The following is a 22,470-nucleotide window of genomic DNA, read 5'->3' as shown; positions in this document are numbered from 1 at the left end:
TACCGCTGTTTCTACTTGGGCATCACCTGAGCGAGCACTCGATTAAGCTGCTGAGAATTGATCGGTTTCGTGATCACCTCTTGGCAACCGGCGGCAATCATATTTTCTCGCGTTTCTTCAAACGCGTCGGCGGTGCAACCAATCAGCACTGGCGGGGTTTGCAGATTAAGCTGAGTAATAATTTGAGAGGCTTGAATGCCGTCCATTTCTGGCATGTGGTTGTCCATGAAAATCACCTCAAAGTGCTCAGACGTGACCTTTTCTACTGCCTCAACCCCATTCACCGCCACCTCGCATTCAAACCCGAGCTTAGAAAGAAACCGAGACAGCACCAAGGCATTCATGCGTGTGTCTTCGACAATCAAGGCGCGCATTCCATCACCCAAGTAATCACTGACGACAGCCTCAGTAGACACCGCCTCTTGCTGCGCTGCAGCGCGTATTATCGGTAAGCTGACAATGAACTCGCTGCCGTGACCGAGTTCGCTCTCTACTCGTATTTCACCGCCCATTGCACCCACCAGTTCAGAGACAATAGACAAACCAAGCCCAGTACCGCCAAAGCGGCGCGTAGTATCCGACTCGGCCTGACTGAACGGCGCAAAAATCACCCGTTGCTTGTCTTGGCTGATGCCAATACCACTGTCTTTAATGCGGATCTGCATCGTTTCGGATGAGTCAGAGAGTGACAAAGACAAATCAATACCGCCCTCGGCGGTAAATTTCAGGGCATTGCCGAACAAGTTTTGCAATATCTGGGTTAATCGGGTCTCGTCTACCCGAATGACTAAATCCTCTGGTAAGGTGCTATCGACACGAAAACTCAACCCTTTCTCCTCGCATAACGGCTGATAAAGCTGACTGAACTTGGCGACAAAAGGGGCGATCTCCACGTCCGTTGCCACCAATTTCAGCTTACCCGCCTCAATTTTAGAAAAATCGAGGATGTCATTGAGTACCGCCAGCATATGTTGACCGGAATCGAGCAAGGTCGCCATGTAGTCGTGCTGCTCGTCGGTAAGGTCTCCTTGCTGTAGCAGCTCACCCACCCCTAAAATCCCGTTCATTGGGGTGCGCAATTCGTGGCTCATCGCGGCAAGGAATTTCGATTTGGCGACGCTGGCCGCGTTGGCTTCCTGCGCTTTTTGCTTGAGTGACTTTTGCAGCTCAACGCGTTCGGTAATGTCACGTTCGACCGCCATAAAGCCCTCAATCTGGTCATCTTTGTCATACAGTGGCGTCAAGGCAAGTTCAATCCAGTACGCCTGCCCCGCTTTGTTGTAATTGACCAACTCGAAAAAGCCCTGCTCTCGGTTGTGAATTGCGGTGCGAATCTGGCTGATCACCTCTCGATCACTAAGCGGACCTTGCAAGACATCCCCGGGTTTCTTACCGATCAATTCTTGCTGCTGGTAGCCCGTTAAGCGCTCGAAAGCACTGTTGACCCAAAGAATGTAGCCATTGATATCCGCAAACACCACCGCATCACGCATGTACTTCGCGACCCGAGCTAAGCGTGCAGACTCTGCCTCTCTTCTTTTGAGCTCTTCCGATTGGTGCAGTAGCTGCTGCTCCGAGCGATATAACGCTTGAAATGGCGAGACCAGCACCTTACGCCCCAAAAAATAGAGCACAAAGAGCGCCACACCGGTCGCGATAATCATCCCGGTCAATAGGCTTTGCACAAACTCTCGTTTGACATCCTCAACCAAACTCGGTGAATAACTGTAGAGCAAGGTAAAGGTGGTATCAGGAATCGGGCGCTCGGCGACGGCCCAAGGGAAAGGCGAGGCCATACGCCAATCAAACTGCGCTTGGCGGATGCCAAACCATCGCGCGTCATCATGGCCAAAACCGCTGAAAAACTCCGTGCCCTCTAGAGGCGTGACGTAGGCGGCGATGCCCTCTGAGTAACCGTTGTATTTGACAGGTAGGGTTACGAGCAGAAAATCCGCGTCATGATGAGAAAAAATCGAATAGGAGACCGACTCGAGCAACTGACCGCTCGCCACTTCCTGAGCGATAAACGTGCTCACCGCCTGCGGTAACACAAGTTCGGAGTAAACTTTATCACCCACAAAGTCATACACGTTGACGAAAGATTGCGAGTCGACCGGTTTAAAGCGCGCCAACTTATCCGAGAAGGACGCGGAGTCAGCAACGCCCTCCAACACAGCGCCTAGCAGAATCGGCTGCTCTACGATGTTGGCTAAGCGATCTCGTCTCGACTCTAAATAGGTCTTGAGATAACTGTCTAACGTGGAAAATTTGCTTTTTAAACTCTCGTTAATCACCACTTGCGCCGTTTGCTGTGCTTGATGCTGAACAAACAAAAAACTGGTGAGAAAAAAGACACTCGCGCCCAATAAGATAAACAGGGTGAAGAGTTGCATGCCATTTTTTTTGTCAAACTTTAGCATTGAGCGTGCCCTAACCAAACTGGATTCACTATATTGCTCCTCGGGAACTGCTTTGATGCATCCCTCGTTGTTATTGTTATTTGTTGCGTGCTACTTAGAGTCGGTCAAACGCAATTTGACGCCATCGTGCTCGTCATACATCGCCATACACAAATCCTGTGCCGATAAGGCTTCATGTGCATCCATATTCTCCCTAGAGATAGGGCTAAACGGTTGTTGGTAGCGTTTGACCAAGCCTTGCACTGGCGTCTCTAGTGACTCTAGGGCGACTTTCAATGCGCGTCGATTGTCGGGCATTTCCGGTTGCCACTCGATGCGGTTTGCTGCAGCGATGAGAACGCGTGTCAGGTCATAACCATGGACTAAACCCGCCGGCGCTTGAATATTGGTTGATGTAAACTGCTCCGGAAACAAGCGGCTTGCACGCTCAAACACCCCTGCTTGGAATGGCGTGAGCGCGTTGCTGTAAAAATTAAAACAAGACTGAACAAAGGTCAGTTGCGCTTTTTCTCGCACCTCAAACGGCACATTTTGCGCGAACTGTCCGCCGGTTATTCCCCAGTGACTGTACACGGGCAGGGAGGCATTGAGCTCGGCCACCGCATCAACAATATTTTTGCCTTCGCGAGCGTTACCCACCAAGAGCAAACATTGCGCCTTGTCTTGCTGCGCTTGGCGAACGATGTTTCGCGCGTCTGACGCTTGTATACCCCAGTCAAACCAAGAGACCTTGACCTCAGCATCCACATCACTGGGCAACGCGCGCATCATCGCTTTGTAGTTTGATTTGCCCCAGCCGGTGTTTTCCAGCACTAGATGGGGCACAGAGCAGCCCTGCTCAAAGGCGACGTTGAGAAGAAACCCGCCCACTTTGGAATCATCCACAGAGAGTCGAAAAATAAAGTTCTGATCGCTTTCGAGCGAGCGCGTGATTGGCGTTCCTGCAGCCCAAGGCACTAACGTCAATATGCCTTGCTGGTTAATAAAATCACGGTATTTGATCAACGGCGGAGAGTGCATCCCAGCGACAAACACTAAGGCATTGGCATCGCGCAAAAACTCATCCATATGGCGTTTACTGCGTTTGACGTTGCCTCTGTGATCACGCACAACAAAGCGCACAGGTACGCCGTTGAGTTGGTTATCGACTTCCGCCAGTGCCACTTTCACACCTTGTTCAATCGACTGCGCCGATTCAAGGTGCCCTGTCCTATCCGCATCCAAATAAAGAGTCACGAACTCCGGCTTCGCCGCCCAGGTTACACAACTTAACACCGTGGCCATCATGGCCGCAGAAAACCGCATCATATCGACGCTACTCCCTGAATAATAAGACTATCTTAAGCGTAGATGAGCCGAGCCTGTTTGTCAGGGTGACACACGCCGTTTATGCGCCACTTGATTCACCCATGACAACCCGAGGGACATAACAGCCCATCGACTCGTCAAACTCAAAGCTGAGCTCATTGCGGATAGCCTCCAGCTTGTCGGCCTCATAGTGCGAGACATACAAGAGTTGGCTAAGATTTTCACGCGCGATCATCTCTAAACTGTTTTTCACTAACCGACGCCCTAAGTAGTCAAGTCCTTGATAGGGCTCATCTAAAATCAACAGGGCGGGTTGTTTCACCAGCGCGCGAGCGATTAACACCAATCGCTGCTGGCCGTAATCCAGCTCACGGAACGAGCGCTTGGCGCAGTCGGTCATGTGGAGCATGGCGAGCCATTCGTGTGCGGTTTGCAGCTCACGTTTACTCGGCTGCTGATAGAGGCCGATGGAGTCATAAAAGCCCGAGAGAATCACGTCCAGTACGCTGCAACTGACTCGATACTGCAGATGCAATGAAGAGGACACCATGCCGATGTTCTGCTTGATTTGCCAGATGGTTTCACCGCTGCCGCGCTGGTGGCCGAAAATGGTAATATCGTTGGAGTAGCATTGAGGGTGATCGCCAAAAATCAGCCCGAGCAGTGTGCTTTTACCACAACCATTTGGACCTTTAATCTGCCAATGTTGACCTTTATCGATTTGCCAATTGAGCTGGGTGAAGATGGTTTTGTCGGTGTACGCGACCTCCCCATCCTTGATGGCAAACACTGGACTGGGCAGATCATTGCTGTGCTGATGTTTACGCACCAACGCCAACATGTGCTCGCTTTGTTGCTCTGATTGCGATTGCAACTGAGCAATCACTGGGTGCGCATGCCAAGCGGCGGAGGTCATCGTGCTCTCCAATTGTCCGTGATGAAACAGCGCGACTTGGTCAATCCAAGGGGGCAAATCTTCTTCACGATTGAAGGTGACGATAATCTGCACTTGTTGCGCCATTTCTGCCAGCGTTGTCGACAGCGACTCACGATGGGCCACATCCAGACCGGAGAACGGATTATCGAGTACCAACAGATCAGGCTTGCTGGCCAGTGCGCGCGCCAACATCACGCGGCGAGTTTCTCCCGTCGACAACTGACGAAAACCACTGTTGGCTAAATGGCACAAATCGAGCTGACTCATCAATTGATTGGCATACTCAAGATCATCACACTGCTGTTTAACCAAGATTTCAACGCTCGTCCCACTATCGATTCTGTCGAGAAAATCGGTGTCATCATTAGCAATTTCTTCTTCGAGTAATTGCTGCTGGCTCGCTAGCGAGACTTGTGCAACGCGGCCTTCACTCCTGTCAACCGCATCCTGAACGCCTTCAAAGGGGGCATCGCCGCAAAGCAGTGCGCCCAGTTGCGATCCGATATCGCCTTCAGAGCTGAATACGCCCCATGAGTGGCCGTCTTCAATCTCCCATCGTTCAATCTTTAGCGGTGTTGAATGTTCTGTTGTGTTGAGCTGATGAATGGCAATGCGCATACAAGTCCTTTGTTGAGTGTGTTGTTATCCTTATTCGTCCATCATACATAACGCTTTACGAAGTCGATAAAGGTTCGATCCGCAATTGAGAGGTAGCCATCCTTGCGCCAAGCGAGCGCTAAACTGACAGTGACCGGTTGTGTGAACGGCACACCCACGACCGCTTTTTCATGCTCAGGCACTAACTCTAGTAAAGCGGTAATGGCAAATTCCTGTTTGACGATACTAAGAATCATCGGCAACAAGTTGGTCTCAAACGAGAATTTGAGCGGCTTTTGACACGCCTTGGCTTTTTGCTCCAGATACCCACGGTGAAAATAGCCGGGCTTAAACAGCACCAGTTCGTGCTCAAAAAACTCATCAAAATCGATCGCTTGGCGCTGGGCAAACGGATGCGTTGGGCTGACCACCGCGACCATTTCCGAATCCAGCAAATGATCGGTGGCTAAGTCCTCAGGCACATTTTCACTGTCAATCACACCAATATCCAGCTCCCCATCGAGCAACATTTGCCGCACCGAGCGCGCCCCCGCATCCACCAGCGTCAATTTAAGATTGGGATAGTGGCTTTTGAACGCCATCATAATGCGCGGAAAAAAATAGGACCCCATCATACTGGGAGCGCCAAGCCTGACTTCGCCTTTTTCCAGCCCCTTCATCTCATCAATAGCCAATTTGGCGTCATCTAGTTGCTGGATGATTCGTTTGGCATGCTCGTAGAGCACCTCTCCCTCTGGGGTTAAGGAGATGCGACGGTCTTCGCGGCGAAACAGCTCAACACCCAGCGTCTGCTCAAATTTTCGAATCGCGATACTCAGGGCAGGCTGTGCAATGTGCAAGGCTTTGGCGGCTTGAGTAAAGTGACCATGCTCAGCCACCGCGACAAAATAACGCAAAGGTTTACTCTCCAAAATGGCACTCCTCTGGCCGTCTTAATGAGATCAAAAACATATGACAACGATATTTTTAATATATTTTATAAATCAAGATGAGACTGATAATGTGATCACACTCTCCTGACTGATCACACCCATACGAGTAACCATGATTGAACTGTCTAGCCCTGCGTACAAACGAGTGACTTTCAGCCTAGCGCTGGGCTCCTTTCTGGTGTTTTGTAATCTCTACCTTTTTCAGCCCATGCTGCCTTTTATGGCCGGTCATTTCAGCGTGTCAGAAACCCAAGTGAACTGGATTTTTGCCGCCAGCACCCTAGCGCTGTCCTTTTTCCTTGTGCCTTGGGCGGTCGCATCCGAGTCCACCGGCAGACGCAGTGTTATGTTGCTTGGCCTGTTTGCGATGCCCGTGATTGGTCTCGCCATGTTCTATACTGAGTCTCTGCTGGGCTTGGTTTTACTGCGCGCGATGATGGGCATCGCCTTGGCGGCCTTTGCCTCTGTCGCCGTCGCTTATATGGTTGAAGAGCTGAGCAGCGCTGCGTTTGGTCAAGCGATTGGTGGCTACATTGCCGCGAACTCACTCGGCGGTATCACAGGGCGTATTGTTGGTGGTATCCTCACCGACCAACTGGGCTGGGAGTTCGCGGTACTGGTGATGGCGCTGTTCACCTTAGTTGGCGCTATCGCGGTCGCGTTACTGCTCCCCAAGCAGCAACATTTCCAGCCCGCCAAAGGGATGCTTCGCTACCACAATCGCGCACTAGTCGAGCACCTCAAAAACCGCACTATTTGGCTCGCAATGTTGATTGGTGGTGTCAACTTTGCGCTGTTTGTGAACCTCTATTCGGTGATGGGGTTTCGTTCCGTGGCCGAACCGCATTCTCTTCCAGTTGGGTTGGCGGCGCTGATCTTCCTGTGCTATCTGCCCGGCACATTGAGCTCCAAGCTCACCTCGGTTTGGAATAAGCGTTACCCGCCGCTACTTGGCATCAAAGTGGGCGCGCTAATCAGTATGCTTGGAATGTGGAGTGCCTACGTCGATACCCTACCTTTCATGCTTCTGGGGTTGATGCTGATTAGCTTCGGCGCCTTTTTCACCCACACACTGGCCTACGCGTGGGTGAGCCAAAAAGCGACGCAAGCCAAGGCGACGGCAACTGCACTCTATCTCGTGCACTATTACGTCGGGGGCAGTATCGGGGGCTTTTTCTTGATTTACTGTTGGCAACACGGTGGTTGGGCAACCGTCATCGCTGGTGGCATGCTGCTCTATGTGATGATTTTCTTTCTTTGTGCGGCGCTGTCGCGGCAGACTACCCACACAAGAGTGCCGCCTGTGAAGGCAAATTCTGATATGCTTGGCTCAAATCAGAATTTGGAAGCAAAATGACTCTCTCAGCCAACCCTTCTCCTATCATCAGCGCCGTTGAGCAATGGCTTAATCAGGTCGTGATCGGTCTTAACCTTTGTCCGTTTGCCGCAAAACCGCAGCGCAATGGACAAATTCATATCGTGACCAGTGACGCCACCGACGAAGCGTCTCTTCTTGAAGACCTATTGAGTGAGCTTATCGCTCTAGAGGCACTTTCAGCCGAGGAGCGGGAAACCACCTTAGTGGTGGTGCCAGAGATGTTGCAATCGTTTGATGATTACAATCTGTTTATTGATTGGGTGGAAGCCTTGATTAAACAGCAAGGCTATGAGGGCATTTTCCAACTGGCCACATTCCACCCCGACTACTGCTTTGGCGGCACTGAGCCAGACGATGATGAGAACTTAACCAATCGCTCACCCTACCCCGTGTTTCATCTCATTCGTGAAGAGAGCATGGAGAAAGTCTTGCGTCACTACCCCAACCCAGAAGCCATTCCTGACACCAATATCGACCGAGTCGAATCACTGACTGATCAAGAAAAGCGTCAGTTATTCCCTTATCTGTTCTCCTAAAGCTCTTTAACGCAGTCGCCGATCACGCCGCGGCGTGGTCGGTATGGTACTCGCGCCACTCGATGCGGTTGCGACCACTGGCTTTGGCGCTGTAGAGCCCCTCATCGGCAATGGCGAGAATCTCATCAAGCGTGGATTTCTGGCAGTCTGTCACCCGAGCATTCGCAAAATCGAAGTGGGTCGCGCCAACGGAAACCGTAATGGGTTTACCGTCGAGCAGCGTATTGTTGACCGCACGGTGCATCGCCTCAATCACGGTTTTACGTGCGGTCGGATCTCGATCGGGTAGCCAGACGACAAACTCCTCCCCGCCAAAACGGGCGATAAAATCACTGTCGGTTAACTGCGCTTTTAGCGCGTCGGCGGTTTTACGTATCACGTCATCACCAATTTGATGACCAAAGGTGTCATTCACCTTTTTGAAGTGATCAATATCGATGATCGCCAAGCTGCCCTGACCGCCGGCCAGTTTCATACGTTCCAAATCCACATGAATGGTTTTAAACATCGCGCGGCGATTGGCTAATTTAGTTAAAGGATCGTGGAATGCTTGAAACTCGAGAGAGGCATTGAGCTCTTGCAGGCGCGTCTCCTGCTTGCGACGAATCAACTCGACCTCAATCCATGACGCCATCAACTTAAGCGCGTCGATATCAATATCTTTGAATTTGCGTGGGTAAGGAATCGGTGAAGAAAAGTTCAAGGTGCCAAAAATTTCATCATCGACAAAAATAGGCACACCAATGTAGGACTCCAAACCAAACGCGTTGTAGGCAGGGTGAATCGCGTGGGCATCATCTTCCCCCATGTGCTCAATCGCTACAGGGCCAAACGATGAGCAGGTGATTTCGCAATAGGTGCAATCGTATTCAAAGGTGTCACCCGCTTTAAGATCCGCGCCTTCAGGAACGACGCAGTGCAACACCGTGTATGTGCCGCCATCGATGCGTGACAAAATGCCGATATCTAAATTAAAGCGCTCTAACCCCATCATGATGAGCTGACTCACCTGAATATCAAAGCCTTTACTGTAATCATTGGTGATTTGATACAGACGTCTGATCACTTTTTCACTTTCGCTTTCTATTACCATGATGTTGCCCTATCAGCGTGAAGTCCTTAATAGAATTATAAGCATCAACTCCCATATAGAAAGAGGGGTTCTCTTGCTTTTCATTCAAAATGGAAGCGTGGTAGCCATTTTATCAGCGGTCAATGGACGAGCTCGAACGTATCACAGGGTACGAATATCAAATGAGTCGTACGATTACAGAGTTACTCTGGCGGGACATAGGGCGGTTTGTTACTATTGCCGCACGTCTTAACCTTTGCTTACTCTCTTCACGTTTGGCAATACTTCGTAACCCTAGGCTTAGCTGATATGCAATTGACCCAACTCACCACTGAACTTTTCAATCACCTGTACCAAGACATCACTGAATTTCGTAGCACTTTCGATTTACCTGTCGCCTCACCTGAAAGCTTAGACGACAAAGCGGATACTCTCCATACGTCTTTGATCATTGAAGAAATGACCGAACTGGCTGAAGCGGATTGCAAAACCGAACAAGCCGATGCGATTGTCGATAGCGTCTATGTTTTGATGGGTCGATTGGTGCATCTAGGCCAGCAACGTATTGAAGATAATCTTGCGATTAACTATTTGATTGATGTATTGCTTAATGTGGCCGTTAACCGTGGTATCGACTTTCTGCCGTGTTGGGATGAAGTACACTCGAGCAACATGAGTAAAGTGTGTCGTAATGAGCAAGAATTCGCTGACACCGAGGCGCACTACGCCAAGCAAGGTATCGAGCTGACCGCAGTGAAAAAAGGCGATTACCTGATCGCGAAATGTGCCAAAGATTTTGTGTCAGACGCAAAAACCATCCGTCAAGGAAAGGTGTTGAAATCGGTCTATTACCGTCCTGCGGATTTAGCGCCGCTGACTCAATAACCCGCTTTATTGCGCTCGTTTTTCTTGAACAAAAAGCTTCCTCTACAATAAGCGCTCATTAAGAAAAGCTTACGCTAGAAAAAAAGCCGCCACCTACGGACGGGAATCCTTAGGTGGCGGAAGCTGCCATAGTCATAATTTGACGACGTTCAATTTTTCTGGGGTACTGAAAAATTGAATCAGCCTAACAAGAACGAGAATGTATCCCTTTCACTAATGCCAACAGCGTGCCAACTTTATAAAAATAGTTAAGTTATTGTTTTTTAAAAAAATTTGCGTGAGAAGCAATAATTTACCGACGCTACTGCTTTGGCACGCGAACCGATTCAGTGCAACGCTGCACTAGTTCAGTTCGACTATTTGCTTTAAAGGCAAGTTCGTGAGGGATAGTGTGGATGATAATGAAATAGATAATGAGTGCTAAAGCACAGCGAAGTGCGATAAGCGTTAGAACAGCAGAACCCGCTTGCCGCGAATCGATTCGCAGCGGACCTCAGTATTAAACACGCGCGACAGCTGCGCCTCATTCAATACCTCTTCAGGCAGACCAAATTGTTGCAACACGCCGCGATCGAGCAGCGCCACCTTGTGCGCATGAGTCAAGGTTCGGTTCAGGTCGTGGTTGGACATCACCACTGTAATGCCTAATTGGGCGATTTTATCGATCAAACGGTAAAGAAGCGTTTCTTGACCAATATCGAGCGGCGCCGCCGGTTCATCAAGAATCAATACCTTCGCCAACGGATTCAGTGTTGGCCAGACTTGCAGACAGATCCCACATAGGCGCACTCGCTGCCACTCCCCACCAGACAACTGATGAATCGAACGATGCAGCTTATCCTCTAACTGTAACCACTGAGCGAGGGTGTGGACCGCCGCATTCACCTCATCAAGTACGCTTTTCGCTTGGCTTGGCAGCGACAACGCCAAGTACTGCACCACTTCAATGTTAAACGCTGGGCGATCGCTTTGGCTTAAAAAAGCCCGGCAGGAGGCTAAAGAAGGCATCGACGCCTTGGCCACATCAAGCTCACCAATCCTCACCTCCCCTTTCGCCGTTAATAGCCCTGCGATAGCGGTCAACAAAGTACTTTTGCCACTGCCATTTGGGCCAATGACATGGACGATTTCTCCCTGATTGACCTCAAAAGAGAGTGGAAGCAAACGCGAGCCAACAGAGAGATTATTAATGTGAATCATGATTTTTCAGCAACATCCAAATGAACACCGGTGCGCCTATTGAGGTGGTCACAACGCCAAGCGGCAGTTCCGCCGAATGCAGCGCGGTTCGCGCAATAAGATCCGCCACCAGCACTAATAGTGCCCCGCAAAGCGCAGAGAGTGGCAACAAAAAGCGGTTTTCGCTGCCCAGCGATAAACGCAGCAAATGCGGGACAACCAGGCCGACAAAGCCAATCACTCCACCGAGTGCGACCGCGCCCCCGACCAAAATCGATACCGCCAAAATCAGTTTCCAGCGTACGGCGTCAGTATCGATACCCAACTGCTTAGCATAAACGTCACCAAGCATCAGTCGATCCAGCAGCGCTCCCTTGCTACATAGCCAAACCACAACCGGGATAAGCGCTAACGTCAGCCAGTGATGAGACCAACTTGCGCCGCCAATGCTGCCCATCAGCCAATACATCAACTGCCTGAGGCTTAAATCATCACTGAAATAGAAAGCCCAAGTGACCACTGCCCCCGACAAAATGCCCAGCGCGACCCCCACCAAGAGAAGACGTGTTGTCGTCAGCTTCATCATTTTGGCCATCGAGACCAACAGTAAGGTAAAGCATAGCGCACCGACGATCGCTGCTAGCATATAACCTAACGGCGTCGCAAACGCAGGGAAACAAAACAGCACCAGCACCATCATAATGCTCGCGCCACCGGAAATGCCGAGCACACCGGGCTCTGCGAGCACATTACCAAGCAAGACTTGCAGCACTGCCCCCGACAACGCCAACGCCGCTCCGATCGCCACGGCAGAGATCAATCTAGGCAGACGCAGATGAACAAGCAGCTGGGTTTGAATGTGGCTGAGCTCGCCAAGCGGATTAATGAACACTTCGCCGACCATGACGTAAAACAGACTCACTAGAAGAAACAATCCGGCACCTAACCATGCGGCGCGTGTCCAACGGTGCTGTTTACGATGTAAAAGTTGGCTAAATTCCATGCAAGGTAGGTCAATTCGGCGGGCTAGAAAGAACAGTGGCCTAACGATAACGCTAAGCCACTAAAATGAAAAGTGTTAGAAGACGATTAATCGTAAACGACCTGATCCTCTTCGTAGCGGACTTTTACCGGGCAGACCATCAGTGCCGCGCGCTGTCCAACCGGGACATGACGATTTGGAAAGACGACCGCTTCTCCTTCGTTTTTCGCCAGCAGCGGTTTGTCTCCATCATGGCCAAACACTTCGCCATGTTTGAACGCGGTAAAGTTTTCGACATCATCGGCAAACAAAAAGTCGAAATCGTCATGCAGGCGAACGATAGTACGACTGACGCGATACATAGTCGGCTTACGCGGTAAGTGCTCGGCTTTACTGCGCGAAATCAGATCGCGCATCGCCAAATCAAACGCAACCAGCTTGCCCAGTTCGTTCTCACCGATTTTGGCCACTTGACCTAATTCGACCGTCAGAGCTTGCGCCGCAAAATTCTCTGCACTGAACCAACTAAAGGTGCTTGAGGGCGCGTTTGAAAACATCACTGCTTCTAAGTGGCCACTGGCGACAAAATCCATGAGGGCTTTACTGCGCACCGGATGTCGCACTTTCGGGCTAACGGCAAAGGTATAGTGCTTTGATAAACGAATCGCACAATGCAGATCTAAGTGCCAACGAGCGGCAGGGTCAGTGCCGTGGTAAAAGCGCCCGACGACGTCTTTCAATTCATTAGCAATCGATAGCTCAATGCTCGGCTCGTAGTCTTTATCGTCAAACAGACGATTCAGATTCACGTCAATAAATCGAGTATGAGCATTGGTGGCTTGCGGATGGGCAACGATCAGCAGCAAACGCTCCCTGACCGGCTGGAAACCTGTTTGAATGTCATCGACAATCTTGTCAATGAGCTCCATCGGTGCAGTCTCATCACCATGAATGCCGGTAGACAAAATAATATGCTTGGTGGTCTCATCAAAGTCGGCAGGAATCACTTCCAAAACGCCACGTTGATGAAGCCGGAAAACGACGCCATTGGCGACCGTCATTTCACCCACAGGCATCTCTTGATCGACATTGAGGCTGTCAAAAAGAAAAGATTGGCGAAAGAGGGATTTCGTCATGCGCTACTCCTTTATTGCACAGCGGTGTATGTTAATGAATTGAACCGACAATTTATGTAGAAGCGATCAAACTTATCGACACCGATTGTGTGCTTCATCGAAAATTATCCATCAACTGGGCATCACCCTACCCACAAGACTCACTGTGCAGGCAACCGAACGGCGCCCCGTTCAGCTACGTAAAAACTTCAATCATTTAAAGAGGTTGTTCATGACGCGCCGTCGTCCCATTCTGACAACGCGCCAAGCTTTAGGCAGTGTAATCGAATCACAATAAAACGCATCCTCTTTTGCGTCTTTCGATGCGCTTTTGTGTGCTTAAATGCAGCCCATTGCGTATCGATTGATGTAACGTGATACCTGCTCGCCATTTTTAAGTCGCTATCGGTGACAAGAGAGCCTTAAGCGATTAGGAGATAACCTTAAACAGTGCTTATCCAGTCCCTAGCGGTGCGCCAATCATTCGGACCCGTGCGTGCTGAGCTTGTACCTGACCGCTCTCATCAGTGTAAAACTCAAGCTGCGTGATGGATTGGTTCTCAATATGTAAGGTTGAAAACAGCGCCGGATTTTGCCAATCGAGCCCCAGCACATAAGCCAAAATCATCCGAATCGTGCCGCCATGCATCACCACCAAGGTATCGCGTGAAAGCTCAGCAACAAACGCTTGCCAAGCGTTGACGACGCGATGATAAAAACGCTCTAACGTTTCTGCACCGGGTAACGGGTGCTGAGCCGGATGCTGCCAAAACGCCTCCAGTGCAGACCACTGCTCGCCCACCTCATCAAAAGGAATACCGTCGAGTTGACCAAACGAAATCTCGCGCCATTGAGGCTCTATCGTCACAGGGACCGTAACTGGGGTTGAGATCGAATGGTTGAATGGACTGGCGGCGCTTGGTTGCTCCTCACCCAACGCATGCAGGGCTTTAGCAAGATCAGCGCAGCGACGCAGCGGTGAGCAAACGATCGGCAGCAAAGCATATCCATTTTCCGCCAACGCACGCGCGAACGCCTGTTGGCGCTCCGCCGCCACCGCCACATCCGTATGACCATACAAAGCAGGCTTGCCATCCACTTTGGCGTGACGAACAAGCGAGACTCGGATAGAAGACATCCGCACTCCTACGATTTCAATGAAACAGGTAGACCGGCGGCCACCAGCGTCACCTTGTCCGCCACTTGAGCAATGGCTTGATTCATCCAACCGGCGTGATCGACAAAGCGACGCGAGATTTCACCCAATGGCACCACACCCAACCCTACTTCGTTGCTGACTAAGACAATATCCGCGCGGCAGCGCTGAATGCTCGTTACTAACTGCGCCACGCGTTGCTGGGTGTTTTCATCACTGAGCGTCTCGCCGCCGTTGTAAATGACATTGTTCAGCCACAGCGTCAAACAATCGATCAGCACCACATCGTACTGACCAAAGTGGACCAGTTGCTCACTCAACTCAGTGGGACACTCATGCAGGTGCCACCCTTCACCGACGCGCTGAGCTTGATGGTGCGCAATCCGACTGGCCATTTCTTGGTCGAGATGAGTTGCCGTGGCGATGTAGTGTTTTTTGACTACCTCACTCCCCAGCGCGGCGTTACCCGCTTCACACAGCGAGCGAATTTGCGCTTCGGCAAAGCGCGATTTGCCTGAGCGAGCGCCGCCAAGCACCAAATGAATCGTCACCCTGCACCTCCAGTGAGAATGGGGCCACCGAGCGCAAGCAACGTGAGATAACAGAGCAACTCCATGATCTGCTGCGCCGCGCCCAAGCAGTCACCAGTAAAGCCGCCGAGGCGCGCCTGCAACCAGCGTTTAAAACCAAAGCGAAACACCACAGCGACAATCACTAGCGCTAGTACCGCGCCTGCGGATAAAAACAGACAAGGCACTGCCGCCGTCATAAGGAGAATGCCTAATTCAAGCCGAGTTTGACGCTGTGCCAAGGGCTTACTTTTACTGCCACTGAGATCGCTGACATAAGGCATATCGAAAATTAATGAGGCGGCTACCGCACGACTCAAGGTATAGCCGACAATAAGGATCACACCGATGGCAGTGATACTTTGACTCACTTGCTCGATGAGTTCACTCAGCAAAACAAACTTACCCAACAGCGCCATGATAAGTGCACTGGCGCCATAAGTACCGATGCGGCTGTCTTTCATGATCTCAAGGCGGCGCTCGGTGGTCATGCCGCCGCCAATACCATCCGCCATGTCCGTTAGGCCATCTTCATGAAAGGCGCCTGTGAGCATCAAGCTAAACACCATCATGACAAACAGCGCCGCACTGCTGGGCAGCCACCACTGCGCTGCGCCATACACCAAGGCGCACAACGCGCCCAAAATCGCGCCGACCAACGCAAAATAACGCCCGGCTTGGTTCATGCGCGCCTCACTATAAGGCGTCGAAGACGGGATAGGGAGACGCGAGAAAAATCCCAACGCCAAACAAAACAGTTGCCATTGATATTTGCTCGCGCGCCACATTAGACCGTTACTCCGGCTTCTTCAAAGCTCGCCATCGTGTTGTAGAACTCGGCGGCGCTGCGCAGCAAAGGCACGGCCAATACCGCGCCAGTGCCCTCACCTAGGCGCAGCTGCAAGTCAAGCAGCGGCAAAGCTTCCAGTCTTTGCAGCAACAATTGATGACCCGACTCATGCGAGCGGTGGGCAAAAATCATCATCTCTCGGCTTGAAGGTTCAAGTTCGCTTGCCACCAACGCTGCCACACTGACAATGAAACCATCAACTAGCACCGGCACTTTCGCTTTAGCCGCCGCCAAGAAAGCGCCAACCATCTGCACAATCTCAAACCCGCCGACCTCGGCCAATATCTCTTTCACGTCTAGACCGTCACAGCGCGCAACACCTTGAGCAACCAGCGCCACTTTACGCTCGTACTGCTCATCGGTGATGCCCGTTCCGCGGCCGACGCAGCGCTCAACCGGCTCCTTGGTCAAGGCACTCAGCAGGGCCGCCGCGCTACTGGTGTTACCAATGCCCATTTCACCAAACATCACCAGCTCAGAACCAGATGCGATCACCTTATCGACCACCTGCGCCCCCAGACGCAAGCCGTTCTCGACCTGCTCAGAACTCATCGCAGCTTGCTCGGCAAAATTGTGGGTTCTCTCGCCAAGACGCTGAGAGATAAACTGCGCCGAGTCAGACTCCACAGGCAGTAAGATTCCGCAATCAACGACAGTAAGCGCAACATCGTTGGCGCGGCAGAAACAGTTCACCGCAGCGCCACCCGCTAAAAAGTTAAGCACCATTTGCTGCGTCACAGCGCTAGGCGCAATGCTGACGCCCTCATCGGCAATCCCGTGATCGCCGGCAAAGACGATAGCAGCAGGTTGGTTGAGCGTGATGCGCTGCGCGAGTTTTCCCGCTTTGCTGCTTTGTATCAGCGCCAATTGATGGGCGGCTGACTCAAGCAAGCCAAGCGAGCCAAGAGGTTTGGTTTTTTGGTTGATACGGTGCCAAATGGCGTCAGAAAAAGCGTGGTTTAACATGTTATTTGGGCCTAGCTACAGAAAAAACGTCACGGGTCAAAGCGTATTGGCTGCCCCCGAGACGGGAAAGTGGGTTGAGCGACAGAGCATCAATCGTCAGGCGTTTGCCCTCTTCTGTCACGATATTAGGATCAAGGTAAATCTGCTCAATCTTGGCAAAAATAAGGCTTTGCGGGGTATCACCGATCTCTTTGACTTCAAACAGCGAACAACCAAACGCCACCGGGCAACCTTGCACCCGAGGCAGTTCAAAACCGTCAAAGCCAACCAACTCAAGACCGGTGGCTGCCACTTCTGACTCACCATGCTCTAGGGTTGCGGCGGTTTGCGTCACCGACTCGGCTTGCGCCTGATGAGCGATATGCACCACCATTTTTCGGTTTGCTAGTACATTGCGCGTCGTGTCTTTGATCTCGCCACTGGGCTTTTTGCCCACCGAAAACATCAACAGCGGTGGATTACTAGAAATCGGCGTAAAGTACGAAAACGGCGCCAAATTATAGTTTTGCGTGCCTGATTGCGTCAGTACCCAAGCGATGGGTCTGGGAATCACCGTTTGCGTCATCAAATGATAAATGTCCGCAGGCGGCATGGTCGTCAAGTCAATGTTCATCACGTATCCCTATGGTGAGATTGAATTTTTGTCAGTGTACCGCGAAATACCGTTTTGAACACCCGCCGCCCCTGTTGTGATTGACCATTTGCTGGTCAATTCATCGGTTTTATTGACCTCAACTGGTATTTTTCTCCATTTGTACTATATTTTCATCAATAACGTAGAACGCTTTTGATCAGTAACGTAGAGCGCAAGGAGGTCTGTATGATTGCAAATCGACGTTCAAGTAAACCCAAAAACGGCTCGTCCTCACCCAAGAAAAGCACTCGTCGCTTACCTTTCTCACTCACCTAACCCCGGTTCTTCCACACAAGGACACAAATACACATTAGATCGCGAAAGATAGGATGAGATCATAGACTTTTCACTGATCCTGTAGGATTCTTCGTTCACCTTCCTCGAATTCATGCAAGGCTGACGGTGAACCAGACTGAACACAACCCCAACGAACGTGCACCGCTTGTCGTCATCACGGCAGGCGCCACGGGCCTAATTGGCAACGAGCTAATGAAGCAGATGCTCGAGGCCGAGCCGATCGAGGCTATTTACGCGTTATCTCGTAAAGCCTTGCCCTATTTTCATCCCAAATTAAAGACGCTGATTCACCCTGAACTGGAAGTACAGACGTGGACAGACGACAAACCGACCCCCACCTATGGCTTCATTTGTTTAGGCACCACACGCAAGCAGGCAGGCTCTAAAGAGGCGCTAGAACACGTCGACGTCAAACTGGTGTGTGAGGTCGCGAGCGAAATGAAACTGCTTGGCGTGACGCGTCTCGCGGTTGTCTCGAGTTATGGCGCGTCATCGCGCTCACTGTCTCATTACCTACGCTGTAAAGGAAAAATGGAACTGACCATTGAGCGTATGGGGTTTGAGCAAGTGGTGTTCTTTCGCCCTGGTCCATTAGTGGGGCTAAGAGATAAGCCAAGAAATGATGAACTGGTTTTGCAAGCGGTGCTAAAAGTGGCGCGCCCACTTATGATAGGCCCATTGCGCAAGCTGATTCCCATTCATGCCAGTGACGTCGCGCGAGCCATGCATTACGCACTGTTTGCAAAAGAAAAAGGCCATAGCAGAATCCGCGTCCTCGAAAGCCCAGATATGTTGGCGCTGATTGAGCGTTATCGTTAGCAGTCGATGACTCGTAGCGCCTCTACGTTGGCCGTCGGGTCCTTATTGTCCTTGATTTGTCCTGACGCGCAGAAAATCGTCACCCATTGCCCTAGCTTGAAAGTTTTTCGCCATTTCCCTTGCTTGCGCGCCCTTTCTTGACGGATACTTCACGTCAATCGCACGCAATTTCTGGAGAACCCATGCAATCTGATAATCAACCGACGTTTTTCTTCTTTGATTATGAGACTTGGGGAACCAGCCCTGCCAAAGACAGGCCGAGCCAGTTTGCAGGCGTACGCACCGATATGGATTTCAACATCATCGGTGAGCCGCTGGTGATTTACTGTCAGCCACCTGCCGATTACTTACCCGCGCCAGAAGCGGCGCTCATCACGGGTATCACGCCGCAAACGGCGGTCAGTAAAGGGCTGCCAGAACCTGAATTTATCGCTCAGATTCACGCGCAATTGGCGACGCCCAATACCATTAGCTTGGGCTACAACAGCATTCGTTTTGATGATGAAGTGACGCGCTATACCTGTTACCGCAACTTTATTGATCCCTATGCGTGGAGCTGGCAAAACGGCAACTCTCGCTGGGATCTTTTGGATGTGCTACGCGCTTGTCATGCGTTGCGACCTGAAGGCATCGAGTGGCCAGAAAACGAAGAAGGCTTTATTAGCTTTAAGTTGGAACATTTGTCGGTCGCCAATGGCATTGAACACGCCAACGCGCACGACGCGATGGCGGATGTGATTGCCACCATTGAGATGGCAAAAAAAATCAAAGCCGCACAGCCCAAATTGTTTGATTACTTTTTGTCGATGCGCCACAAACGCAAACTCAATGAGCTGATCGATATTGTCAACATGACCCCCTTGATGCACGTCTCCGGCATGTTAGGCCGAGAGTGCCAATACACCAGTTGGATGGTTCCAGTGGCGTGGCACCCGACCAACCAAAACGCGGTTATCATGGTGGACTTAGCCAAAGATCCTCAGCCACTGTTGGATCTTGATGTCGACGCACTCAACACGCGTTTGTACACCAAGCGAGACGACCTAGGGCCAGATGAACTGCCCGTGCCGGTCAAACTGGTGCATCTCAATAAGTGCCCAATTCTCGCCCCTGCGAAAACCCTCACGGCGGACAATGCCGCTCATATTGGCATCGACCGCGAGCAGTGCTTACAAAACCTAGCCACGCTTCGCCAACACCCAGAAATCCGCGAAAAGTTGATTGGCTTGTACAGTATTGAAAGAGAGTACGCCGCGTCATCCGACGTGGATACTCAGTTGTATGACGGTTTCTTTTCTCCTGCCGACAAAGCAGCCATGGAGATCATTCGCCAAACTGAACCGCAGCAACTCGCAGGTCTAGACATTGAATTCAGTGATCCACGCATCGCCCCGCTACTATTTCGCTACCGCGCACGCCACTACCCATGGACATTGGATGAAAAAGAGCAGCAGCAGTGGGCGGCGCATTGCCGCGAGTACTTCGAAAGTCGCATTGAAAATTACATGATCAATCTGGAAAACTTAGTTCATGAACATGAAAGTGACGAAAAGAAAGTCGCTATCTTAAAATCGGTCTATCAATACGTTCAACAGTTGGTCTCTTAAGGCAACACCGCTCTTATGCCTCGTACTTTATTGCACTACTTCATCTCATTTGGCTTGATTTTTCTCTGCCTGATCGCCGGTCTTAATATTCAGCAATGGCTGAAGACCTCGATTCCCGGCAGCATCATCGGCATGCTTATTTTGTTCTGCTTGATGGCAAGCGGCTTGGTGCCCTCAAAGTGGGTCAAACCCGGTGCGACGCTGTTTATTCGCTATATGGTACTGCTGTTTGTGCCCATCAGTGTCGGCTTGATGGAACACTTCGATCTGCTCTACCACAATGCGTGGCCAATTCTGGCAAGTGCGATTGGTGGCACGGCGATTGTCCTCATCTCTCTGGGCTGGATGCTCGATCGCCTGCTTAAGCGAGGCAACCAATGATGTGGCTACTCGTGACTGTGGTGGTGTTTTTGAGTGCGCGTTGGGTGTGCAGTAGAGTCAACTCACCGTTAATGAACCCGCTGCTGGTCAGCCTAGCGGTTCTTATCCCGCTTCTGACTTGGCTGAGCGTTCCTTTTGAAACCTATTACGAAAGCAATCACTGGATCAATCTCCTGCTGCAGCCTGCGGTTGTGGCCTTGGCCTACCCACTGTATGAGCAGCTCCCTCAAATTCGGGCCAATTGGCGCATCATTATGTTGGCATGCGGCGTGGGTAGCGTCCTGTCAATGGCGACGGCCAGTCTGATTGCCGTTAGCCTAGACACCGACTTAACCTTGATCGCCAGTTTACTCGGCAAATCGGTAACCACACCGATTGCGATGGAAGTCTCTAGCCATTTGGGTGGCGAACCCGCGATTGCAGCGATTTTGGTGCTATTGGTCGGCTTGTTTGGGGCGATTTTTGCCTACCCTATCTATGGGCTGTTAAACATCACCCACCCAATTGCAAAGGGTCTGACCATGGGCACTGTCTCACATGCCCTTGGCACCGCGACCTGTGCGGAGAAAAACGCGCAAGATGCGGCGTTTAGCTCTCTGGCTCTGGTGGTATGTGGCGTGATCACCTCCATATTGGCACCGTCATTTTTTGCTCTGGCACTCTGGTTATCGCACTAGCTGCGGCTAGACAGTGCGCCAGAATTGTGTGACATCACTCATCTATCAGCAAATTTGCACTCGTTACAAACGTAAGTGTGATTTTTATCACTGTATTGTTTGGTGCGTCGCATAGAATGATTGTCCAGTATCACAAGATGTCAACAACCTAGCTATGTTTTCCCTAGCATCGAGCTTGACTCTGAAATAACAACAAAGGATTCACTATGACCAGCCGCATAGAACAAGCCCTGACACAGCTCCCTAGCGACGTTGCCGATTACCTCAAACCCATCGTGCTGAGCGAGTCATTTGATGCCACCCTGTCAGCCGACCAATTTGAGCAGTTTAAAAACATCAGCGGTAAAAACGATGCTGATACGCGAGTGATGCTCTTGCCTGTCGCGGCGGCGTTCTCCTACGCCCCCCTGTCTAAATTCTACGTGGGCGCGATTGTGCGCGGCTTAACGGGTCGCTTATATTTCGGTGCCAACGTTGAGATTGCCGGTGTGCAACTCGGTCAAACGGTACACGCCGAGCAATGTGCCATCAGCCACGCGTGGATGAAAGGCGAGCAAGGCATTTCTGACATCACCATCAACTACAGCCCTTGTGGCCACTGTCGTCAGTTTATGAATGAACTGTCGACGGCAAAAGAACTCACGGTTCAATTGCCTGAACGTGAAGGCAAGACTCTGCACGATTATCTGCCAGAAGCCTTTGGCCCTAGCGATCTCGGCATTGAGTCGGGTTTGATGTCTGAGGTCAATCACGGCTATCACAGTGAAGACGGTGACGAGTTGGTACAAGCGGCTCTGAAAGCGCTGAATATGAGCCACTCACCTTACACTCACAACCTGAGCGGTGTCGCACTCAAAACCACCGATGGGTCGACCTATCTCGGTGCGTACGCTGAAAACGCTGCGTTCAACCCAAGCTTGCCACCACTGCAAGTCGCGTTAATTCAACTGTTGATGGCCGGTAAATCCTTCAGCGACATTGAATCTGGTGCCTTGGCAGAGATGGCCGAAGGCGGAATCAGCCACCTCGCCGACACGCAAGCGACCCTTGAAGTATTAGGACCAGATATTCCGCTGACCTATCTTGCGATCTAAGCTTTAGCGCCGACAAATTGTGCTCGATAATAAAGCGCCTTTTATCCACATAACGTGA

At 51.1% G+C, this 22,470-nt stretch carries 21 protein-coding genes; 8 read left to right on the top strand and 13 right to left on the bottom strand.

Features of this window, described 5'->3' with window-relative positions:
• Nucleotides 1-11 precede the first annotated feature (11 nt).
• The 4 genes from AC6R0S_RS15930 to AC6R0S_RS15915 form a co-directional block, all read right to left on the bottom strand.
• Nucleotides 12-2,420: an ATP-binding protein gene (locus AC6R0S_RS15930; protein WP_500638338.1), complete on the bottom strand. Its 2,409-nt coding sequence runs from the start codon at nucleotides 2,418-2,420 to the stop codon at nucleotides 12-14.
• Between the two features lie 90 nt (nucleotides 2,421-2,510).
• Nucleotides 2,511-3,728: an ABC transporter substrate-binding protein gene (locus AC6R0S_RS15925; protein WP_500638337.1), complete on the bottom strand. Its 1,218-nt coding sequence runs from the start codon at nucleotides 3,726-3,728 to the stop codon at nucleotides 2,511-2,513.
• A gap of 79 nt (nucleotides 3,729-3,807) precedes the next feature.
• Entirely contained in the window at nucleotides 3,808-5,283 is a 1,476-nt protein-coding gene (gene modF, locus AC6R0S_RS15920; RefSeq protein WP_500638336.1) for a molybdate ABC transporter ATP-binding protein ModF, read from the bottom strand.
• A 41-nt stretch (nucleotides 5,284-5,324) separates the two neighbouring features.
• Complete coding sequence (locus AC6R0S_RS15915) at nucleotides 5,325-6,194, bottom strand: LysR family transcriptional regulator (RefSeq protein WP_487903114.1); 870 nt, start codon at nucleotides 6,192-6,194, stop codon at nucleotides 5,325-5,327.
• A 133-nt stretch (nucleotides 6,195-6,327) separates the two neighbouring features.
• On the opposite strand from AC6R0S_RS15915, the gene AC6R0S_RS15910 reads away from it, so the two are divergent.
• Nucleotides 6,328-7,572, top strand: coding sequence for an MFS transporter (locus AC6R0S_RS15910; RefSeq protein WP_500638335.1), 1,245 nt, complete (start codon nucleotides 6,328-6,330; stop codon nucleotides 7,570-7,572).
• Complete coding sequence (locus AC6R0S_RS15905) at nucleotides 7,569-8,129, top strand: DUF1415 domain-containing protein (protein ID WP_500638334.1); 561 nt, start codon at nucleotides 7,569-7,571, stop codon at nucleotides 8,127-8,129. The genes AC6R0S_RS15910 and AC6R0S_RS15905 overlap by 4 nt, the downstream gene beginning before the upstream one ends.
• A gap of 22 nt (nucleotides 8,130-8,151) precedes the next feature.
• Here AC6R0S_RS15905 and AC6R0S_RS15900 read toward each other — a convergent pair whose 3' ends face one another.
• Nucleotides 8,152-9,222, bottom strand: a complete 1,071-nt coding sequence (locus tag AC6R0S_RS15900; protein WP_487903117.1) for a sensor domain-containing diguanylate cyclase — start codon at nucleotides 9,220-9,222, stop codon at nucleotides 8,152-8,154.
• A 288-nt stretch (nucleotides 9,223-9,510) separates the two neighbouring features.
• Between AC6R0S_RS15900 and AC6R0S_RS15895 the strand changes: the two genes are divergently transcribed.
• On the top strand, nucleotides 9,511-10,086 hold the full coding sequence (locus AC6R0S_RS15895; protein WP_500627853.1) for a nucleoside triphosphate pyrophosphohydrolase family protein: 576 nt from the start codon (nucleotides 9,511-9,513) through the stop codon (nucleotides 10,084-10,086).
• Nucleotides 10,087-10,533: 447 nt separating this feature from the next.
• Here AC6R0S_RS15895 and btuD read toward each other — a convergent pair whose 3' ends face one another.
• From btuD to AC6R0S_RS15855, 8 genes are all read right to left on the bottom strand, one after another.
• The gene (gene btuD, locus AC6R0S_RS15890) at nucleotides 10,534-11,286 is read right to left on the bottom strand and encodes a vitamin B12 ABC transporter ATP-binding protein BtuD (RefSeq protein ID WP_500632590.1); all 753 of its coding nucleotides are present in this window, start codon (nucleotides 11,284-11,286) and stop codon (nucleotides 10,534-10,536) included.
• Nucleotides 11,273-12,268: a vitamin B12 ABC transporter permease BtuC gene (btuC, locus tag AC6R0S_RS15885; RefSeq protein ID WP_500638333.1), complete on the bottom strand. Its 996-nt coding sequence runs from the start codon at nucleotides 12,266-12,268 to the stop codon at nucleotides 11,273-11,275. The genes btuD and btuC overlap by 14 nt, the downstream gene beginning before the upstream one ends.
• Nucleotides 12,269-12,354: 86 nt before the next feature.
• Nucleotides 12,355-13,383 (bottom strand): succinylglutamate desuccinylase, encoded by a 1,029-nt coding sequence (locus tag AC6R0S_RS15880; RefSeq protein ID WP_334550507.1) that lies wholly within the window; start codon nucleotides 13,381-13,383, stop codon nucleotides 12,355-12,357.
• Between the two features lie 433 nt (nucleotides 13,384-13,816).
• Nucleotides 13,817-14,500, bottom strand: a complete 684-nt coding sequence (locus AC6R0S_RS15875; RefSeq protein WP_500638332.1) for a histidine phosphatase family protein — start codon at nucleotides 14,498-14,500, stop codon at nucleotides 13,817-13,819.
• An 8-nt stretch (nucleotides 14,501-14,508) separates the two neighbouring features.
• On the bottom strand, nucleotides 14,509-15,069 hold the full coding sequence (cobU, locus tag AC6R0S_RS15870; RefSeq protein ID WP_500638331.1) for a bifunctional adenosylcobinamide kinase/adenosylcobinamide-phosphate guanylyltransferase: 561 nt from the start codon (nucleotides 15,067-15,069) through the stop codon (nucleotides 14,509-14,511).
• On the bottom strand, nucleotides 15,066-15,875 hold the full coding sequence (locus tag AC6R0S_RS15865) for an adenosylcobinamide-GDP ribazoletransferase (protein WP_500632197.1): 810 nt from the start codon (nucleotides 15,873-15,875) through the stop codon (nucleotides 15,066-15,068). The genes cobU and AC6R0S_RS15865 overlap by 4 nt, the downstream gene beginning before the upstream one ends.
• Entirely contained in the window at nucleotides 15,875-16,903 is a 1,029-nt protein-coding gene (cobT, locus tag AC6R0S_RS15860) for a nicotinate-nucleotide--dimethylbenzimidazole phosphoribosyltransferase (protein WP_500632196.1), read from the bottom strand. The genes AC6R0S_RS15865 and cobT overlap by 1 nt, the downstream gene beginning before the upstream one ends.
• A gap of 1 nt (nucleotide 16,904) precedes the next feature.
• The gene (locus AC6R0S_RS15855; protein ID WP_500638330.1) at nucleotides 16,905-17,516 is read right to left on the bottom strand and encodes a flavin reductase family protein; all 612 of its coding nucleotides are present in this window, start codon (nucleotides 17,514-17,516) and stop codon (nucleotides 16,905-16,907) included.
• A 510-nt stretch (nucleotides 17,517-18,026) separates the two neighbouring features.
• On the opposite strand from AC6R0S_RS15855, the gene AC6R0S_RS15850 reads away from it, so the two are divergent.
• The 5 genes from AC6R0S_RS15850 (at nucleotide 18,027) to cdd (ending at nucleotide 22,412) form a co-directional block, all read left to right on the top strand.
• Complete coding sequence (locus AC6R0S_RS15850; RefSeq protein ID WP_500632223.1) at nucleotides 18,027-18,653, top strand: Rossmann-fold NAD(P)-binding domain-containing protein; 627 nt, start codon at nucleotides 18,027-18,029, stop codon at nucleotides 18,651-18,653.
• 182 nt (nucleotides 18,654-18,835) lie between these two features.
• Nucleotides 18,836-20,260: an exodeoxyribonuclease I gene (gene sbcB, locus AC6R0S_RS15845; RefSeq protein WP_500632194.1), complete on the top strand. Its 1,425-nt coding sequence runs from the start codon at nucleotides 18,836-18,838 to the stop codon at nucleotides 20,258-20,260.
• Nucleotides 20,261-20,275: 15 nt separating this feature from the next.
• Nucleotides 20,276-20,641, top strand: a complete 366-nt coding sequence (locus AC6R0S_RS15840; RefSeq protein ID WP_500632193.1) for a CidA/LrgA family protein — start codon at nucleotides 20,276-20,278, stop codon at nucleotides 20,639-20,641.
• Nucleotides 20,641-21,318 carry an LrgB family protein gene (locus AC6R0S_RS15835; protein ID WP_500632222.1) on the top strand — a complete coding sequence of 226 codons (678 nt, stop codon included), beginning with the start codon at nucleotides 20,641-20,643 and terminating at the stop codon, nucleotides 21,316-21,318. Before AC6R0S_RS15840 ends, AC6R0S_RS15835 begins: the two co-directional genes overlap by 1 nt.
• A 206-nt stretch (nucleotides 21,319-21,524) precedes the next feature.
• The gene (gene cdd, locus AC6R0S_RS15830) at nucleotides 21,525-22,412 is read left to right on the top strand and encodes a cytidine deaminase (protein ID WP_500632192.1); all 888 of its coding nucleotides are present in this window, start codon (nucleotides 21,525-21,527) and stop codon (nucleotides 22,410-22,412) included.
• Nucleotides 22,413-22,470: the final 58 nt, after the last annotated feature.

Source organism: Vibrio sp. R15-SG3-ISO1B, assembly GCF_059833835.1.
Note: the sequence above shows the minus strand (reverse complement) of the source record. Positions and strands in the feature narration are given on the sequence as shown.

What these genes read in the sequence shown, in the direction of transcription:
- cdd (WP_500632192.1), top strand. Translation starts at nt 21,525, where the DNA reads ATGACCAGCCGCATAGAACAAGCCCTGACACAGCTCCCTAGCGACGTT.
- AC6R0S_RS15930 (WP_500638338.1), bottom strand. Translation starts at nt 2,420, where the DNA reads ATGCTAAAGTTTGACAAAAAAAATGGCATGCAACTCTTCACCCTGTTT.
- AC6R0S_RS15925 (WP_500638337.1), bottom strand. Translation starts at nt 3,728, where the DNA reads ATGATGCGGTTTTCTGCGGCCATGATGGCCACGGTGTTAAGTTGTGTA.
- AC6R0S_RS15875 (WP_500638332.1), bottom strand. Translation starts at nt 14,500, where the DNA reads ATGTCTTCTATCCGAGTCTCGCTTGTTCGTCACGCCAAAGTGGATGGC.
- AC6R0S_RS15905 (WP_500638334.1), top strand. Translation starts at nt 7,569, where the DNA reads ATGACTCTCTCAGCCAACCCTTCTCCTATCATCAGCGCCGTTGAGCAA.
- AC6R0S_RS15865 (WP_500632197.1), bottom strand. Translation starts at nt 15,875, where the DNA reads ATGTGGCGCGCGAGCAAATATCAATGGCAACTGTTTTGTTTGGCGTTG.
- AC6R0S_RS15835 (WP_500632222.1), top strand. Translation starts at nt 20,641, where the DNA reads ATGTGGCTACTCGTGACTGTGGTGGTGTTTTTGAGTGCGCGTTGGGTG.
- AC6R0S_RS15850 (WP_500632223.1), top strand. Translation starts at nt 18,027, where the DNA reads ATGAAGCAGATGCTCGAGGCCGAGCCGATCGAGGCTATTTACGCGTTA.
- AC6R0S_RS15855 (WP_500638330.1), bottom strand. Translation starts at nt 17,516, where the DNA reads ATGAACATTGACTTGACGACCATGCCGCCTGCGGACATTTATCATTTG.
- AC6R0S_RS15880 (WP_334550507.1), bottom strand. Translation starts at nt 13,383, where the DNA reads ATGACGAAATCCCTCTTTCGCCAATCTTTTCTTTTTGACAGCCTCAAT.
- sbcB (WP_500632194.1), top strand. Translation starts at nt 18,836, where the DNA reads ATGCAATCTGATAATCAACCGACGTTTTTCTTCTTTGATTATGAGACT.
- btuC (WP_500638333.1), bottom strand. Translation starts at nt 12,268, where the DNA reads ATGGAATTTAGCCAACTTTTACATCGTAAACAGCACCGTTGGACACGC.
- btuD (WP_500632590.1), bottom strand. Translation starts at nt 11,286, where the DNA reads ATGATTCACATTAATAATCTCTCTGTTGGCTCGCGTTTGCTTCCACTC.
- AC6R0S_RS15900 (WP_487903117.1), bottom strand. Translation starts at nt 9,222, where the DNA reads ATGGTAATAGAAAGCGAAAGTGAAAAAGTGATCAGACGTCTGTATCAA.
- AC6R0S_RS15895 (WP_500627853.1), top strand. Translation starts at nt 9,511, where the DNA reads ATGCAATTGACCCAACTCACCACTGAACTTTTCAATCACCTGTACCAA.
- cobT (WP_500632196.1), bottom strand. Translation starts at nt 16,903, where the DNA reads ATGTTAAACCACGCTTTTTCTGACGCCATTTGGCACCGTATCAACCAA.
- modF (WP_500638336.1), bottom strand. Translation starts at nt 5,283, where the DNA reads ATGCGCATTGCCATTCATCAGCTCAACACAACAGAACATTCAACACCG.
- AC6R0S_RS15840 (WP_500632193.1), top strand. Translation starts at nt 20,276, where the DNA reads ATGCCTCGTACTTTATTGCACTACTTCATCTCATTTGGCTTGATTTTT.
- AC6R0S_RS15910 (WP_500638335.1), top strand. Translation starts at nt 6,328, where the DNA reads ATGATTGAACTGTCTAGCCCTGCGTACAAACGAGTGACTTTCAGCCTA.